The sequence below is a fragment of the Nonomuraea sp. NPDC050310 genome, assembly GCF_040655795.1.
Lineage (GTDB): Bacteria > Actinomycetota > Actinomycetes > Streptosporangiales > Streptosporangiaceae > Nonomuraea.
Window position 1 is genome coordinate 28,943 of record NZ_JBFAKP010000029.1, and the last position, 15,482, is coordinate 44,424.

Annotated in this window: 14 protein-coding genes; 5 read left to right on the forward strand and 9 right to left on the reverse strand. The window is 71.0% G+C overall.

Annotation, left to right across the window (positions count from 1 at the left end; all coding sequences use genetic code 11):
• From alaS to AB0I67_RS38910, 6 genes are read right to left on the reverse strand one after another with little or no spacing between them, the layout of a single operon-like run.
• Complete coding sequence (alaS, locus tag AB0I67_RS38885; RefSeq protein ID WP_357934813.1) at positions 1-2,670, reverse strand: alanine--tRNA ligase; 2,670 nt, start codon at positions 2,668-2,670, stop codon at positions 1-3.
• Positions 2,671-2,689: 19 nt separating this feature from the next.
• Positions 2,690-2,923, reverse strand: coding sequence for a hypothetical protein (locus AB0I67_RS38890; RefSeq protein ID WP_357934816.1), 234 nt, complete (start codon positions 2,921-2,923; stop codon positions 2,690-2,692).
• A complete protein-coding gene (locus tag AB0I67_RS38895) occupies positions 2,920-3,291 on the reverse strand; it encodes a DUF948 domain-containing protein (RefSeq protein ID WP_357934819.1) in 372 nt (123 codons plus the stop codon). The genes AB0I67_RS38890 and AB0I67_RS38895 overlap by 4 nt, the downstream gene beginning before the upstream one ends.
• Before the next feature lie 10 nt (positions 3,292-3,301).
• The gene (locus AB0I67_RS38900) at positions 3,302-3,676 is read right to left on the reverse strand and encodes a VOC family protein (protein WP_357934822.1); all 375 of its coding nucleotides are present in this window, start codon (positions 3,674-3,676) and stop codon (positions 3,302-3,304) included.
• Positions 3,677-4,978 (reverse strand): replication-associated recombination protein A, encoded by a 1,302-nt coding sequence (locus tag AB0I67_RS38905; protein WP_357934825.1) that lies wholly within the window; start codon positions 4,976-4,978, stop codon positions 3,677-3,679. It lies immediately after the preceding gene.
• Between the two features lie 9 nt (positions 4,979-4,987).
• Entirely contained in the window at positions 4,988-5,434 is a 447-nt protein-coding gene (locus AB0I67_RS38910) for a DUF2231 domain-containing protein (RefSeq protein WP_357934827.1), read from the reverse strand.
• 154 nt (positions 5,435-5,588) lie between these two features.
• Between AB0I67_RS38910 and AB0I67_RS38915 the strand changes: the two genes are divergently transcribed.
• Positions 5,589-6,512 (forward strand): peptidylprolyl isomerase, encoded by a 924-nt coding sequence (locus AB0I67_RS38915; protein ID WP_357934830.1) that lies wholly within the window; start codon positions 5,589-5,591, stop codon positions 6,510-6,512.
• A gap of 75 nt (positions 6,513-6,587) precedes the next feature.
• Here the strand turns inward: AB0I67_RS38915 and aspS are convergent, their stop codons facing one another.
• From aspS to AB0I67_RS38930, 3 genes are read right to left on the reverse strand one after another with little or no spacing between them, the layout of a single operon-like run.
• Entirely contained in the window at positions 6,588-8,321 is a 1,734-nt protein-coding gene (gene aspS / locus AB0I67_RS38920) for an aspartate--tRNA ligase (protein ID WP_357934833.1), read from the reverse strand.
• A complete protein-coding gene (hisS, locus tag AB0I67_RS38925) occupies positions 8,318-9,580 on the reverse strand; it encodes a histidine--tRNA ligase (RefSeq protein WP_357934836.1) in 1,263 nt (420 codons plus the stop codon). Before hisS ends, aspS begins: the two co-directional genes overlap by 4 nt.
• The gene (locus AB0I67_RS38930; RefSeq protein ID WP_357934839.1) at positions 9,581-10,252 is read right to left on the reverse strand and encodes an MBL fold metallo-hydrolase; all 672 of its coding nucleotides are present in this window, start codon (positions 10,250-10,252) and stop codon (positions 9,581-9,583) included.
• 131 nt (positions 10,253-10,383) lie between these two features.
• Here AB0I67_RS38930 and AB0I67_RS38935 point away from each other — a divergent pair, with 131 nt between their 5' ends.
• The 4 genes from AB0I67_RS38935 (at position 10,384) to AB0I67_RS38950 (ending at position 15,419) form a co-directional block, all read left to right on the forward strand.
• Positions 10,384-11,277: a peptidylprolyl isomerase gene (locus tag AB0I67_RS38935; RefSeq protein ID WP_357934842.1), complete on the forward strand. Its 894-nt coding sequence runs from the start codon at positions 10,384-10,386 to the stop codon at positions 11,275-11,277.
• 12 nt (positions 11,278-11,289) lie between these two features.
• Positions 11,290-12,540: a DUF349 domain-containing protein gene (locus AB0I67_RS38940; protein ID WP_357934844.1), complete on the forward strand. Its 1,251-nt coding sequence runs from the start codon at positions 11,290-11,292 to the stop codon at positions 12,538-12,540.
• A gap of 143 nt (positions 12,541-12,683) precedes the next feature.
• Positions 12,684-13,442: an SAM-dependent methyltransferase gene (locus tag AB0I67_RS38945; RefSeq protein ID WP_357934847.1), complete on the forward strand. Its 759-nt coding sequence runs from the start codon at positions 12,684-12,686 to the stop codon at positions 13,440-13,442.
• 42 nt (positions 13,443-13,484) lie between these two features.
• Positions 13,485-15,419, forward strand: coding sequence for a family 10 glycosylhydrolase (locus AB0I67_RS38950; protein ID WP_357934850.1), 1,935 nt, complete (start codon positions 13,485-13,487; stop codon positions 15,417-15,419).
• The last annotated feature ends 63 nt before the right edge of the window (positions 15,420-15,482 follow it).

Genomic DNA, 15,482 nt, shown 5'->3' on the forward strand with positions numbered 1-15,482 from the left:
TCAGCCGAGCTGTCCCGAGACGGACTCGCCCACCTGGCGCAGTGCGTCGGCAATGGACTCGACCCGAGTCCCCCCGCCCTGCGCGACGTCGTCCTTACCGCCACCGCCACCCCCAAGCGCCTTGGCGGCGACGCCGACAAGCTGGCCGGCCTTGAGCCCGCGCGTGCGTCCCGCCTCGTTGACCGCGGCAACCACGACCGGCCTGTCGCTGGGGGCTCCGGCGATCACCACGACCGCCGCGCGGTCGGCCGGGAACCTGCCGCGCACATCAAGCGCGAGCTTACGCAGGTCGTCGGCGCTGGTGCCATCAGGCGCGCGGTGCGTGACCAGAGAGACTCCGTTCACGTCGCGCGCCTGCGCGGCCAGCTCGCCGGCGATGGCGAGCACCTGGGAGGAGCGCAGCTTCTCGAGCTCCTTCTCCGCGGTGCGCAGCCGGGAGACGATGCCGTCGATGCGCTCGGGCAGCTCTTCGCGGCGGGCCTTGAGCTGCTCGGTGAGCTGGGCGACCAGCACCGACTCCTTGGCCAGGAAGCGGAAGGCGTCGATGCCGACCAGCGCCTCGACGCGGCGCACGCCGGCGCCGACGGACTGCTCGCCGAGGATCTTGACCAGGCCGAGCTGGCCGGAGCTGTGCACGTGGGTGCCGCCGCACAGTTCGCGGGAGTAGTCGCCGATCTCGACGACGCGGACTTCCTCGCCGTACTTCTCGCCGAACATGGCCAGCGCGCCCATCGCCCGCGCCTCCCGCTGGGAGGTGTAGAAGGCGTTGACCTGGAGGTCGTTGATGAGGACCGCGTTGACCTCGTCCTCCACGTCGCGCAGGACGGCCGCGGGGACCGCGCCGGCGGCGGTGAAGTCGAAGCGGAAGCGGCCGGGCGAGTTCTCCGAGCCGGCCTGCGCCGCGGTCTCGCCCAGGAAGTTCTTGAAGCCGCGGTGCACCATGTGGGTGGCGCTGTGGCTGCGCGAGATCGCGCGGCGGCGCTCGACGTCGACCTCGGCCTGGACCTCGTCGCCCAGGCGCAGCTCGCCGCTGCGGACCTTGCCGCGGTGCACGACGAGGCCGCCGAGCGGCGACTGCACGTCGGTGACGTCGACGACCGCGCCCGCGGTGCGCAGCACACCCTGGTCGGCGAGCTGGCCGCCGCCCTCGGCGTAGAACGGGGTGCGCGAGAGCACGACCTCGACGGCGGTGCCGGCGTCGGCCGCGGGCACGCTCATGCCGCCCACGAGGATGCCGATCACGCCGGACTCGGCGGTGGTGGTGTCGTAGCCGAGGAACTCGACCTTGCCCGCCTTCTCCAGCATCTGCCCGAAGACGGAGATGTCGGCGTTGCCGGTCTTCTTCGCCGCCGCGTCCGCCTTGGCGCGCTCGCGCTGCTCCTTCATGAGCCGGCGGAAGCCCTCCTCGTCGACCTGGAGGCCGTGCTCGGAGGCCATCTCGAGGGTGAGGTCGATCGGGAAGCCGTAGGTGTCGTGAAGCTGGAAGGCCTGCTCGCCGCCGAGGCGGGCGCCGCCCTTGCGCTTGGTCTCCTCGACGGCCACGTCGAAGATCGCGGTGCCGGTGCGCAGCGTCGACAGGAAGGAGGCCTCCTCCGCGTCGATGACCGCGTGGATCTGCGGCGCGTCGGCCTTGAGCTCGGGGTAGGTCTCGCCCATCGCGTCGATGGTGGTCGCGGTGAGCTCGTGCATGTAGCGCTCCTCGCCCGAGCCGAGCAGGCGCAGGTTGCGGATGGAGCGGCGCAGGATGCGGCGCAGCACGTAGCCGCGGCCCTCGTTGGAGGGGGCGACGCCGTCGGCGACCAGCATGGTGCTGGTGCGGACGTGGTCGGCGATCACGCGCAGCGACACGTCGGCGCGCGGGTCGCGGCCGTAGCGGGTCTTGGTGAGGTCGGCCGCCCGGTCGAGGATGCGGTAGGTCGTGTCGATCTCGTAGAGGTTGTCGACGCCCTGCAGGATCGTCGCCATGCGCTCCAGGCCCATGCCGGTGTCGATGTTCTTGGCCGGCAGCTCGCCCGCCACGTCGAAGTCGACCTTCGAGCGGACCTCGCTGAGCTGGTACTGCATGAAGACGTTGTTCCAGACCTCCAGGTAACGGTCCTCGTCGGCGACGGGACCGCCCTCCAGGCCGTGCTCGGGCCCGCGGTCGTAGTAGATCTCCGAGCAGGGGCCGCCGGGACCGGGCACGCCCATGTGCCAGTAGTTGTCCTCCAGGCCGCGGCGCTGGATGCGGTCCTCGGAGACGCCGACCTTCTTCCAGATCTCGATCGCCTCGTCGTCGTCGAGGAAGACGGTGACCCAGAGCTTCTCCTCCGGGAAGCCGAAGCCGCCGTCGGACTCCGACCGGGTCAGGAGCTCCCAGGCGAACGGGATCGCCTGCTCCTTGAAGTAGTCGCCGATCGAGAAGTTGCCCAGCATCTGGAAGAACGTCGCGTGCCGCGTGGTCTTGCCGACCTCTTCGATGTCGGGGGTGCGCACGCACTTCTGCACGCTGGCCAGCCGGGCCGCCGGAGGCTTTCGCTGCCCCAGGAAGTACGGCTTGAACGGGACCATGCCCGCGTTCACCAGCAGCAGCGTCGGATCTTCGGCGATCAGGCTGGCCGAGGGCACGATCTTGTGCCCACGCTCCTCGAAGAAGCGCAGGAAGCGGCGCGCGATTTCTGCCGACTCCATGTCTCGGCCATCCTTTTCGTTAGTTTGTGGTGGTGGCAGAGTCGTCGAGCCCGAAGCGGGCCCGCAACTCGTTTTCGCGCTCGGCGGCCTCGTCGAGCGCGTGCTGGGTCAAGTCTCTCACCTGCACGAGCATGCTCGCCGCGCGATCAGCGGTACGGCGGGCCACGTGCTGGGGGTGCAGAGCCTGGAGTTTGCGCAGCACCCAGAGGGTGAGCGCGGCGCCGAGCGCCATGTAGAACAGCCTGCGGATCATCGCCGGGTGATCGCCTTCCGCTTTTGCGCGCCCAGCGCCACCCCGATGCCGTGGAGCAGCGCGGACAGCTTGACCAGGGGGCCGGTGAAGAGGGTCTGCACGATGCCGCTGAGCCTGGCGGCGTGCCCGCTGACCTGCTTGACGTCGTGGGCGATGGCCTCGACGGCGACGAGCTGGCGGTTGGTCTCGCCGACGGTGGCCGAGACCTCCTCCAGCAGCGGCACGACCTTGTTGCTCAGGTCGGCGACCATCCTGGTGGTCTCGGTGAGCAAGCGGGCGAGCTTGACCAGCACGACGGCCAGGAAGCAGACGAGGATCGCCCAGAAGACGGCGACGAGGAGTCCGGCGAGCTCTCCTGCGGTAAGCATGGGGAAGACCCTATCGCGACCGGACCAGTTCCACTTCGAAGCCCGCCGCGTTCTCCAGGTAGGCGGCGTAGTGCCCGGGGCCGCCGGCGTGGGGGTGGCGGTCGACGAACAGCAGCCGCCAGCCGTGGGCCTGCGCCTCGGCGGTCACCTCGTCCACGTCGGCGCAGTGGAAGGCCAGGTGGTTGAGCCCGGGCCGGAGCCGGTCGTACGGCTCGCGCCGCACGTCGGGCGACTCCTCCAGCACGATGTAGGTCTCGCCGTGCCGCCACGAGCGCCCGCCAGGCCAGTTTTGGAACTCGGTGTAGCCGAGGCGTTCGAGCAGCCACGCCATGCTGGGCAGCGTCTCCTCCAGCGAGCTGACCCACAGCTCGACGTGGTGGAGCATTCACTCCCCCCGCAGGAAGGCGCGGATCTTGGCCCAGCGCTCGGCGATCGGCGCCTCGGCGCCGTGCCGGGTGGGCTCGTAGTAGCGGCGTGAGCGCACCTCGGCGGGCGCGTAGTCCTGGCGGACCAGGCCGTGCTCGAAGTCGTGCGGGTACTTGTAGCCCTCGCCGTGGCCGAGCTTGGCGGCGCCCGGGTAGTGGGCGTCGCGCAGGTGGCCGGGGACCTGGCCGATCAGGCCCTTGCGCACGTCGCCGGAGGCCGCGCCGATGGCCTTGATCACCGCGTTGGACTTGGGCGCGGTGGCGCAGTGGATGACCGCGTGGGCCAGGTTGATGCCTCCCTCGGGCAGGCCGATGAGCTGGACCGCCTGGGCGGCGGCGACCGCGGTCTGCAGGCAGGTCGGGTCGGCCAGGCCGACGTCCTCGGAGGCGAAGATGACGATGCGGCGGGCGATGAAGCGCGGGTCCTCCCCGGCCTCGATCATCCGGGCCAGGTAGTGGAGCGCGGCGTCGGCGTCGGAGCCGCGCATCGACTTGATGAAGGCGCTGATGACGTCGTAGTGCTGGTCGCCCTGGCGGTCGTAGCGGACGGCCGCCTTGTCGACGGCCTTCTCGACCACCTCGACGGTGATCTCGTCGGCCAGCAGCGCCGCCGCCTCCAGGTAGGTGAGCGAGCGGCGCGCGTCGCCGCCGGCCAGCCGTACCAGGTGGTCGAGGGCTTCGGGGGCCAGGGTGGCGCGGCCGGCCAGGCCGCGCTCGTCGGTCACGGCCCGCTCCAGCACGGCGCGGACGTCGTCGTCGGACAGCGACTCCAGGGTGAGCAGCAGCGAGCGCGACAGCAGCGGGGAGATGACGGAGAAGTACGGGTTCTCGGTGGTGGCGCCGATGAAGGTGACCCAGCGGTTCTCCACCGCGGGCAGCAGCGCGTCCTGCTGGGCCTTGTTGAAGCGGTGCACCTCGTCGACGAAGAGCACGGTCTGGCGGCCGGTCATGCCGAGCTCGCGCCGGGCGGTGTCGATGGCGGCGCGCACGTCCTTCACGCCGGCCGAGACGGCCGAGATCTCCACGAAGCGGCGCTTGGTGACGCCGGCGACGACGTAGGCCAGCGTGGTCTTGCCGGTGCCGGGCGGTCCCCACAGGAACAGCGACATCGGCGCCTCGCTCTCCACGAGGCGGCGCAGCGGGGTGCCGGGTCCGAGCAGGTGGCGCTGGCCCAGCACCTCGTCGAGGTTGCGGGGCCGCATGCGCACCGCGAGCGGCTGCGGAGTGGCCTCCTCAGCCGCCGAATCGAACAGACTCTCCACAAGCCGAGATTACAGGCCCCACACGGCTCTCGCTCCCGAGTCGCCGGAGCGGAAGACGTAGTAGGCGGCGGCCAGCGCGAGCAGCACGGTGACGACGGAGGCGACGGTCTTGGCCACGCCCTTGGGGACGAAGACCATGGCCAGGGCGGCGACGGCCAGCCCGAGCGTGACCAGCAGCAGCGGGGTGGCGTAGCTCTCGTGCTCGGCGATCTTGGCCTTGAGCGCGTCGTCGACGCCGGAGAAGCGGGCCTCCTTCAGCGCGCCGCCGCTCTGCCGGGCGGCGAAGACCGCGCCGGGGGCGATGACCGACAGCCCGACGACGGCCCAGCCCAGCCGGGGCTGGAAGCGGGGCAGCACGGCGTAGGCCACGCCGACCAGCGCCAGCAGCGGGGTGAAGATCACCGCGGCATGGACGATCAGCGGGTGGGCGGGCAGGCCGAGAACCTCGTCGAACATGACGCACTCCGTTTCTTTTTCAACTACTACGGATCGTACGGTGCTCCGGTTCCCGCCACTTCAGTCACTTTCCGTCACTTACGTCCAGCACATTCCAAGACGGGTAGCATTCGCGGAGTTGTTTCGTCATGTGTTGGCAAACTGGAGGAGAACGGTGAGCGGCGAGGACCGCCTGAGCCGGATGGCGCAGGAGCACAAGGAGCGGCAGGCGCAGCGCGCCGCCGAGGGCAGAGCCGCCAAGAGCAAGCGGAACGCCATCATCGGCGCGGTCGTTGCCCTGGCCGTGGTGGGCGGCGGCGTGACCGCCTTCGCGATGACGCGGCCGGAGGACGCCGGCTCGAACACGGCCGTGGCGCCGCCCGTGACCGTGGCGCCCGACCCCTCCACGTCCGCCTCCGCCTCGGCCGAGCCGCTGGCCGACGGCCAGACGGAAGGGCCCAAGGGCCCGGTGACCTGCGACTACAAGCGGGACACCAGCGGCGTGCCGCAGAAGTTCGTGGGAATGCCGCCGGCCAGGCCGCGCGGGAACTACGACAAGATGCTGATCACCACCAACCGCGGCGACATCGAGATCCAGCTCGACGCGAAGCTCACGCCGTGCTCGGTGAACTCGATGGCCTTCCTGGCGGCCAAGAACTTCTACGACAACACCAAGTGCCACCGCCTGGTCACCCCGGAGCAGGCCGGCGTCTTCATGCTGCAGTGCGGCGACCCCAAGGCCAAGGCCGACGGCAAGAACCCGACCGACGGCCAGGGCACCGCGGGCTACTTCATCCCCGACGAGGCCGTGGACGCCGTGCAGTACACCCGCGGCGTGGTCTTCCTGACCCAGCCCAGCGAGGCGTTCAACCAGAGCAGCAGCCAGTTCGCCATCTCCCTGGCCGACGAGAACGCGCAGATCGGCGGCGGTTACACGCCGATCGGCATGGTCACCAAGGGCCTGGAGTGGATGGACAAGCTGGACAAGGAAGAGCTCCTGGTCAACGACGGCGACGTGATGGGCAACGACCAGGGCTCCACCGCCCCGAAGAACCCCATCATCATCAAGAACGTGCGGCTGGTCGGCAAGAAGGCCTGACGCCGCCGATCCACGAGAGCTGACCGACGAGAACGGCCCCGTAGCGCTCGCTACGGGGCCGTTGCCGTCGGCGGCTCAGGCCTCCTTGGGCTTGGCGTCGACGCCGGCCTCCTTGCGCTGCTCGGCCGTGATCGGCGTCGGCGCGGCGGTGAGCGGGTCGAAGCCGGAGGCGGTCTTCGGGAAGGCGATCACGTCACGGATCGACTCGGTGCCGGCCAGCAGGCCGACGATGCGGTCGAAGCCGAAGGCCATGCCGCCGTGCGGCGGCGGGCCGTACTTGAACGCCTCCAGCAGGAAGCCGAACTTGCTCTCGGCCTCGCCCTTGGAGACGCCCAGCACGTCGAAGACGCGCTGCTGCATCTCGGCGCGGTGGATACGGATCGAGCCGCCGCCGATCTCGTTGCCGTTGCAGACCATGTCGTAGGCGTAGGCCAGGGCCTCGCCCGGGTGGTCCTGGAAGCTGTCGGCCCACTCCGGCTTGGGGCCGGTGAAGGGGTGGTGGACCGCGGTCCAGCCGCCCTCGCCGTCCTCCTCGAACATCGGCGCGTCGACGACCCACAGGAAGCTCCAGCGCGACTCGTCGATCAGGCCGCAGCGGCGGCCGATCTCCAGGCGCGCCGCGCCCAGCAGGTCGCGCGAGCCGGACCTGGCGCCGGCGGCGAAGAAGATCGCGTCGCCGGGGGCGGCGCCGGTCTTGGCCGCCAGGCCCGCGGTCTCGGCCTCGGAGAGGTTCTTGGCCACCGGGCCCCCCAGCGTGCCGTCCTCCTGGACCAGCACGTAGGCCAGGCCCTTGGCTCCGCGGGACTTGGCCCACTCCTGCCAGCCGTCGAGCTCCTTGCGGGTCTGCGAGGCGCCGCCCGGCATGACGACCGCGCCGACGTAGTCGGCCTGGAAGACGCGGAAGGTGGTGTCGGCGAAGAACTCCGTCATCTCGACCAGCTCGACGCCGAAGCGCAGGTCGGGCTTGTCGGAGCCGTAGCGGGCCATCGCCTCGGCGTAGGTCATCCGCGGCAGCGGCAGCGGGATCTCGTAGCCGATGGTGTCCTTCCACAGCCGCGCCACCAGCCGCTCGCCGACCTCGATGACGTCCTCCTGGTCGACGAAGGACATCTCCAGGTCGATCTGGGTGAACTCGGGCTGGCGGTCGGCGCGCAGGTCCTCGTCGCGGTAGCACTTGGCGAGCTGGTAGTAGCGCTCCAGCCCGGCCACCTGCAGGAGCTGCTTGAACAACTGTGGCGACTGCGGCAGCGCGTACCAGTTGCCCGGCTGCAGGCGCACCGGCACCAGGAAGTCCCGCGCGCCCTCGGGGGTCGAGCGGGTCAGCGTCGGGGTCTCGACGTAGACGAAGCCGAGCTCGTCCAGGACCGCGTTGGTGAGGTAGGTCGCCTTCGAGCGGATCTTGAGCGCCTGGGCCTGCTTCTCGCGGCGGAGGTCGAGGTAGCGGTACTTCAGCCGCGTCTCCTCCGACACGTTGACGTTGCCCTCGATCGGGAAGGGCAGCGGCGCCGACTCGCTCAGCACCTCGACCTCGGTGGCGACGACCTCGATCGCGCCGGTGGGCAGGTCGGGGTTCTCGTTGCCCTCGGGGCGGACGCGGACCTCGCCGACCACCTTGACGCAGTACTCCGCGCGCAGGTCGTGCGCGTGGTCCTCCTCGCGGAAGACCACCTGCGCCGAGCCGGAGGCGTCACGCAGGTCGATGAAGACCACACCGCCGTGGTCGCGGCGCCGCGCCACCCATCCGGCGAGCGTGACCTGCTGGCCGGCGTTCTCCTTCCGGAGGCTGCCTGCCGTGTGCGTGCGAATCACTGCACCTTCCCCTTCAAAATGTCGATGACCGAGTCCAGCGGGACCTCGGTCTGCTCAGCGGTGGTCAGGTCCTTCACCTGTACGGCTCCCGCCGCCAGGTCGCGCTCGCCGAGGATCAGCGCGTACCGCGCGCCGCTCCGGCCGGCGTTCTTCATCGCGCCCTTGACGCCACGGCCGCCGAAGGCCATGTCGGCGGCGACGCCCGCCTGGCGGAGCCCGTCGACGAGAAGGAACATCCGGCGGCGCGCTTCGTCGCCCAGCGGGACACCGTACACCGCGACGCTCGCCCGCTCCTCGTCGGCGAGCAGTCCCTCGGCCTCCATCGCCAGGATGGTGCGGTCGACGCCGAGCGCCCAGCCGACGCTGGGCAGCGGCGGGCCGCCGATCTGCTCCGACAGTCCGTCGTAGCGCCCGCCGCCGCCGACCGAGGCCTGCGCGCCGAGCCCGCCGTGCACGAACTCGAAGGCGGTGCGGGTGTAGTAGTCGAGGCCGCGCACCAGCTTGGGGTCGTCGGTGTACGGCACGCCCGCCGCGTCCAGCAGCGCGCGGACCTCCTCGTGGTAGGCCTTGCACGCCTCGCACAGGTGGTCCACGGCCAGGGGCGCGTCGACGAGCTGGGCCTGCACCTCGGGCCGGTTGTCGTCGAGCACCCGCAGCGGGTTGATCGCGACGCGGGCGCGGGTGGCCTCGTCGAGGTCGAGCTTCTCCAGGAAGGCCACGAGCGTCGCGCGGTAGGCCGGGCGGCACTCGCGATCACCCAGGGAGTTGAGCAGGATCTCCACGCGCTCCAGGCCGAGGCTGCGGTAGCCGCGCCAGGCCAGGGCGATGAGCTCGGCGTCGAGCGCCGGGTCCTCCGCGCCGAGCGCCTCGGCGCCGACCTGCCAGAAGTGGCGGTAGCGGCCGCGCTGGGCTCGCTCGTAGCGGAACTGGCTGCCGGAGTACCACAGCTTGACCGGCAGCGACCCGGCCTGGTGCAGGTTGTGCTGCAGGACGGCGCGCACCACGCCCGCGGTGCCCTCGGGGCGCAGGGTGATGGAACGGCCGCCCTTGTCCTCGAAGGTGTACATCTCCTTCGTGACCACGTCGGTGGACTCGCCGACGCCGCGCTTGAACAGGTCGGTGTCCTCGAAGGTGGGCGTCTCGACGTAGCCGTAGCCGGCCTGCCGTACCGGCAGGGACAGGGCCTCGCGCACGGCGAGCGCCACCTCCGAGCGCGGCGGCAGCCAGTCGAAGGTGCCCTTCGGTGCTTGGAAAGACATTCAGATTCCCCTAGTGGGGCCGGCGTGCGGCGCGGCCTCCCGCAGATACGGGTTGGTGGCGCGCTCGGTGCCGACCGTGGTCTGTGGTCCGTGGCCGGGCAGGACGACCGTCTCGTCCGGCAGCGGCAGCACCTTGGCGGCCAGGCTGCGCAGGATGGTCGGGTAGTCGCCGCCCGGAAGGTCGGTGCGGCCGATGGAGCCGGCGAACAGCAGGTCGCCCGAGAACATGATCTGCTCGCCGGGCATGCGGAAGCTCACCGACCCCCTGGTATGGCCGGGGGTGTGGTCGACGAGCAACTCGAGCCCCGCCAGCTCGAGCACCGCCCCGTCGGCCAGTGTTCGCACGTCGTCCGGCTCGCTCAGCTTGAGGTCGCCGAAGATCGGCATGCCGATGCCCTTGGCCGGATCGCTCAGCATCTCGCGGTCGTCCGGGTGGATCCACGCGGGGATGTCACGCGCGCCGCAGACCGGCCCGACCGACCACACGTGGTCGAGGTGCCCGTGGGTCAGCACCACGGCGACCGGCTTGAGCCGGTGCTCGCGCAGCAGCTCTTCCACGCCGTCCACCGCGTCCTGGCCGGGATCGACGATGACGCACTCCTCGCCCGCGCCCGGTGCGACGACGTAGCAATTAGTCTGAAAGGCCCCTGCGGGGAAGCCGGCGATGAGCATCTGACGTCCAAAAAGCCAATGGGAATGTAACCGAAGGGTACCGGTGCGGCTCGCCGGGCTGCGAACCATTGCCCGTTGGCCGATACGATTCGCCCACCTCGATTTATCGGATCCGTCTAGGAGGCAACGCGGTGGCCACCGGCAAGGACCGCCAGAAGCAACTGGCGCGCGAACACCACGAGCGTCAGCTCAAGCGGCGCATCGAGCGGGAGCAGAAGGCCAAGAAGCTCGCGGTGGTCGGCTCGACCGTCGGTGTGATCGTGGTCGTGGGCGGCATCGTGGCGGCGACGGCCCTGCTCGGCGGCGACTCCGAGTCCACCGCGGCGGCGGCCAGCCCGACGCCGAGCGCCGGGGTGCCGACCCCGGAGGGCTCGCCCACCCCGGAGAACACGGTCACCCCCGCGGCGGGTCCGAAGGCGTTCGACGCCAAGACCGGCACCTGCGACTACGTGGCCGACGAGATGGGCTCGGTCAAGAACGTGGGCCTGCCGCCCAAGAAGATCAAGCCCAAGAAGCTGCCCGCGACGCTGACCTTCAAGACCAGCCAGGGCGACATCGAGATCAAGCTCAACACCGACAAGGCGCCGTGCACCGTCAACGCCCTGGCCTTCCTGGCCGAGAAGGGCTACTACGACGGCAGCAAGTGCCACCGGCTGGGCAACGCGCAGTTCCCGATGCTGCAGTGCGGCGACCCGACGGCCAAGGCGGACGGCAAGGGCGAGGCCGACGGCCAGGGCGGCCCCGGCTTCCGCATGGCCGAGGAGAACCTCCAGGGCGCGACCTACAAGCGCGGCGTGATGGCGATGGCCAAGACGATGGCCCCGGGCACCACCGGCAGCCAGTTCTTCCTGGTCTACGGTGACATCGGGCTGTCCCCCGACTACACACCAGTCGGTACGATCACCAAGGGCCTGGACATTCTCGACAAGGTGAACAAGGCAGGCGTCATCACTCCCGGCCCCGCCGGGGACGGCACCGGCGCACCCAAGGAGAGCGTCGAAATCAAAAGCGTGACAACATCCTGAAGTAGGGATTCGATGAAAGTGCGGGAGGACACGGTGAGCACCGACCCGTGGGGCCGGGTGGACGAGGACGGCACCGTCTACGTGCGTACGGCTGAAGGGGAGCGGGCTGTCGGCTCGTGGCAGGCCGGGGAAGCCGAGGAGGCACTGGCCTACTTCCACCGCAAGTACGAGGAACTGGCCGGTCAGGTCCAGCTTCTCGAGCAGCGGGTGAAGGGCACCGACCTGTCCCCCGCCCAGGCCGAGGCGAGCATCGGCAAGCTGCGCGAGGCGGTCGCCGACGCGCACGCCGTCGGCGATCTCGACGCGCTGGCCGGGCGGCTCGACGCGCTGACCTCCGTCGTGGCCCAGCGCCGCGAGGAGGGCAAGGCGGCCAGGGAGCAGGCCCGCAACGAGGCCAAGGGCATCAAGGAGCGCATCGTCGCCGAGGCCGAGCGCATCGCCGAGGAGACGACGCACTGGAAGACCGGCGGCGAGCGGCTGCGCCAGCTCGTGGAGGAGTGGAAGGTCGCCGAGCGCACCGACCGCGTCACCGAGGCCGCGTTGTGGAAGCGCCTGTCGGCGGCCCGTACGGCTTTCGCCAAGCGGCGCAAGGCCTACTTCGCCGGGCTCGACCAGCAGCGTGAGGGGGTGCGCTCGCTCAAGGAGCGCATCGTGGAGGAGGCCGAGCAGCTGGCCTCCTCGACCGACTGGGGCCAGACGGCCTCGGCCTACCGCGAGCTCATGCAGCAGTGGAAGACGGCCGGGCGGGCCTCGCGTGAGGCCGAGGACGAGCTGTGGGGCCGCTTCAAGGCCGCCCAGGACCAGTTCTTCCAGGCCCGTTCGGCGGTCTTCGCCGAGCGCGACGCCTCGCTGGCGGCCAACGCGGAGGCCAAGGAGGAGTTGCTGACCGAGGCGGAGAAGATCCTCCCGGTCACCGACGCCCGCTCGGCCCGCGCGTCGCTGCGCGGCCTGCTGGAGCGCTGGGAGGCGCTCGGCCCGGTGCCGCGCGAGCAGCGCGACCGGCTCGAGGGCGGCCTGCGCCGCATCGACGAGGCGGTCCGCAAGGCCGAGGAGGCGGAGTGGAAGCGCTCCAACCCCGAGGCGCGGGCGCGGGCGCAGAGCACGGTCGACCAGTTGCGCTCCTCGCTGGCGCAGCTCGAGAGCCGCCTGGCCAAGGCTCAGGCCGCCGGCCGGGCCAAGGACGTCAAGGAGGCGGAGGAGGCCATCGAGGCTCGCCGCTCCTGGCTGGAGGAGGCCGAGCGCACGCTCGCCGAGTTCAGCTGACCGATGCCCAGGAGACTGCCCGGAGCCGCCGCGTGCGGCGCCGGGCAGTTCGCTTTTCCGGCTTTTGCCGGGACGGTGAAGTGATCGCTGATTCGTGGCGAAATGATCTCTGTGGCGGCGGCTGATCGTCTATCGTCGCCTTTGTGACGAGTGACCCTGCGAAGATCCCGAACGTCGCGCGGATGTACGACTACTACCTCGGCGGCAAGGACAACTTCACCGTCGATCGCGAGGCCGCCGACCGGGTGCTGGAGCTGGTGCCGGAGATCCGGGCAGGCGCGATGGCCTCCCGGGCGTTCCTGCGCCGGGCCGTGCAGGCGCTGAGCGAGCTGGGCGTGGACCAGTTCGTGGACATCGGCTCGGGGCTGCCGACCGTGGGCCACGTGCACGAGAGCGCGCCGGAGGCGTCGGTGCTCTACGTCGACAACGACCCGGTGGTGCTGGCCCACTCCCGCGCGCTGCTGCCGACCGGGGAGCGCGTCTTCGTGCGCGAGGGCGACCTGCGCGAGCCGGAGAAGATCATGGCGACCGCCGCGGAGCTGCTCGACTTCTCGCGGCCGGTGGCGGTGCTGCTCGTCTCGGTGCTGCACTTCGTCACCGACGAGGAGGATCCGGCGGGCATCGTGGCGGCGATCCGCGAGGCGCTGCCGTCCGGCGGCTACCTGGTGCTGACGCACGTCGCGCCGGACGCCCGCCCCGAGCGCGCGCCGCAGGTCAGCGCGGTCTACCAGCGAGCCTCCGCGCCCTTCACCGCGCGCCGGCGGCCGGAGTTCGAGCGCTTCTTGGCCGGGCTGGAGCTGCTGGAGCCGGGCATCGTCAACAACCAGGAGTGGCGGCCGGTGACGCCGCCGGTCGAGGAGGTCGGCGACTACCATCTGGTCGCGGTGGGCCGGAAGCCCTGAAGACTATTGCCAGCCCTGGCTCCTTCGTGAAACTTTCCGTCCATGAGCCTGCGCCGCTTAGCCGCCTCCTGCCTCATGGCCCTGCTCCTGCCCCTCCTCTCCCTGCCCCAGGCCGCCGCAGCCGCCTGCACCCCTGACCCGGCCACACCCAAACGCCAGTTCCGTGCGATGTGGGTGGCCAGCGTCGCCAACATCGACTGGCCCAGCCGGAGCGGCCTCAGCGCCGCCGCCCAGCAGGCGGAGTACCGCTCCTGGCTCGACCTCGCCCAGCGCCGCAACTTCAACGCCGTCGTCGTGCAGATCCGCCCCACCGCCGACGCCTTCTGGCCCTCCGGCTTCGAGCCCTGGTCGCAGTGGCTGACCGGCACCCAGGGCGGCAACCCCGGCTACGACCCGCTGGCCTTCATGGTGGCCGAGGCCCACGCCCGGGGCCTGGAGTTCCACGCCTGGTTCAACCCCTACCGCGTCGCCAACCACGACGACGCCAGCAAGCTGGTCACCACCCACCCGGCCCGGCAGAACCCCTCCTGGCGCTTCGCCTACGGCGGCAAGCTCTACTACAACCCCGGCATCCCGGCGGTCAGGGCCTTCATCCAGGACGCCATCATGGACGCCGTCTCCCGCTACGACGTCGACGGCGTGCACCTGGACGACTACTTCTACCCCTATCCGGTCAGCGGCCAGGCCATCCCCGACTCGGCCGCCTTCAGCCAGTACGGCGGCGGCTTCACCAATGTCGGCGACTGGCGGCGCGACAACGTCAACCGGCTCATCCAGGAGCTCGGCCAGCGCGTCCGCACCGCCAAGCCGCACGCCACCTTCGGGGTCAGCCCGTTCGGCATCTGGCGCAACGCCGGCAGCGACCCGCTCGGCTCGCAGACCTCCGGCCTGCAGTCCTACGACGCGATCTACGCCGACACCCGCAAGTGGGTCAAGCAGGGCTGGATCGACTACGTCACCCCGCAGCTCTACTGGCACGTGGGCTTCGCCGCCGCCGACTACTCGGTGCTGACCGCGTGGTGGTCGGAGGTGGTCAGAGGTACGGCGGTGCAGCTCTACATCGGCCAGGCCGCCTACCGGGCGGGCGCCTCCGGGCAGGAGGCCGCCTGGCAGCGGCCCGAGGAGCTCAGCTCGCACCTGACGATCAACCGCGGCCACCCGGAGGTCCTCGGCGACGTCTACTTCAGCGCCAAGGACGTGCGCGACGACCGGATCGGCAGCATCACCCGGCTGGTCGCCGACCACTACACCAAGCCCGCCCTGCTGCCGGCGCACGGCTCGGCCGCCGCCCCGGCCGTGCCCTCGATCACCTCGGCCGTGCGCGGCACCGGCGGGGTGGCGCTGAGCTGGCAGGGCTCCGGCGGCTCCTACGCGGTCTACCGCGTGGGCGGCTCAGGGCCGGCCGACGCGTGCGCCTTCGCCGACGCCCGCAACCTGCTCAAGGTCACCTCGGCCACCTCGTTCACCGACACCACCGCCTCGGCCTCGGCGACCTACACCTACTACGTGAGCGCGCTCAACCGCACCCACCAGGAGAGCGCGCCCAGCGCCGGCAAGGTGGTGACCGGCAGCGGCGGGCCGTTCAGCGCGGTGATCGACGGGCCGGCGGCCGGGTCGGCGTGGGGCACCTCGGCCTTCTCCGCGCAGCGGCACGGCGCCGACTACCGGTTCGCCTCGCCGCAGGCGGTCAGCGATCCGGCCTGGTTCCGCGCGACGATCCCGAGCGCGGGCGACTACCGGGTGGAGGTCTGGTACCCGGCCGATCCGGGCTACAACAGCGCCACGCCGTACATCGTGGCCACGAGCACGGGCAACCGGACGCTCACCGTGGACCAGCGCACCGGCGGCGGGCAGTGGCGGCTGCTGGGCACCTTCCCGCTGGCCGCCGGGACGGCCAACGTCGTCGGCGTCAGCCGGTGGACCTCGGCCACGGGCTACGTGATCGCCGACGCGGTGCGGATCACCGCGGCCGGCTGACCCGGCTGACCCGGCCCTCCCGCCGCTGAGCACGCCGGCGAGGGGCGCACCCGGCGGGGTGCG

Excerpts from the sequence above, each read along its gene's own strand:
- alaS (WP_357934813.1), bottom strand. The coding sequence starts at position 2,670 with ATGGAGTCGGCAGAAATCGCGCGCCGCTTCCTGCGCTTCTTCGAGGAG.
- AB0I67_RS38890 (WP_357934816.1), bottom strand. The coding sequence starts at position 2,923 with ATGATCCGCAGGCTGTTCTACATGGCGCTCGGCGCCGCGCTCACCCTC.
- AB0I67_RS38895 (WP_357934819.1), bottom strand. The coding sequence starts at position 3,291 with ATGCTTACCGCAGGAGAGCTCGCCGGACTCCTCGTCGCCGTCTTCTGG.
- AB0I67_RS38900 (WP_357934822.1), bottom strand. The coding sequence starts at position 3,676 with ATGCTCCACCACGTCGAGCTGTGGGTCAGCTCGCTGGAGGAGACGCTG.
- AB0I67_RS38910 (WP_357934827.1), bottom strand. The coding sequence starts at position 5,434 with ATGTTCGACGAGGTTCTCGGCCTGCCCGCCCACCCGCTGATCGTCCAT.
- hisS (WP_357934836.1), bottom strand. The coding sequence starts at position 9,580 with ATGTCTTTCCAAGCACCGAAGGGCACCTTCGACTGGCTGCCGCCGCGC.
- AB0I67_RS38930 (WP_357934839.1), bottom strand. The coding sequence starts at position 10,252 with ATGCTCATCGCCGGCTTCCCCGCAGGGGCCTTTCAGACTAATTGCTAC.
- AB0I67_RS38940 (WP_357934844.1), top strand. The coding sequence starts at position 11,290 with ATGAAAGTGCGGGAGGACACGGTGAGCACCGACCCGTGGGGCCGGGTG.
- AB0I67_RS38950 (WP_357934850.1), top strand. The coding sequence starts at position 13,485 with ATGAGCCTGCGCCGCTTAGCCGCCTCCTGCCTCATGGCCCTGCTCCTG.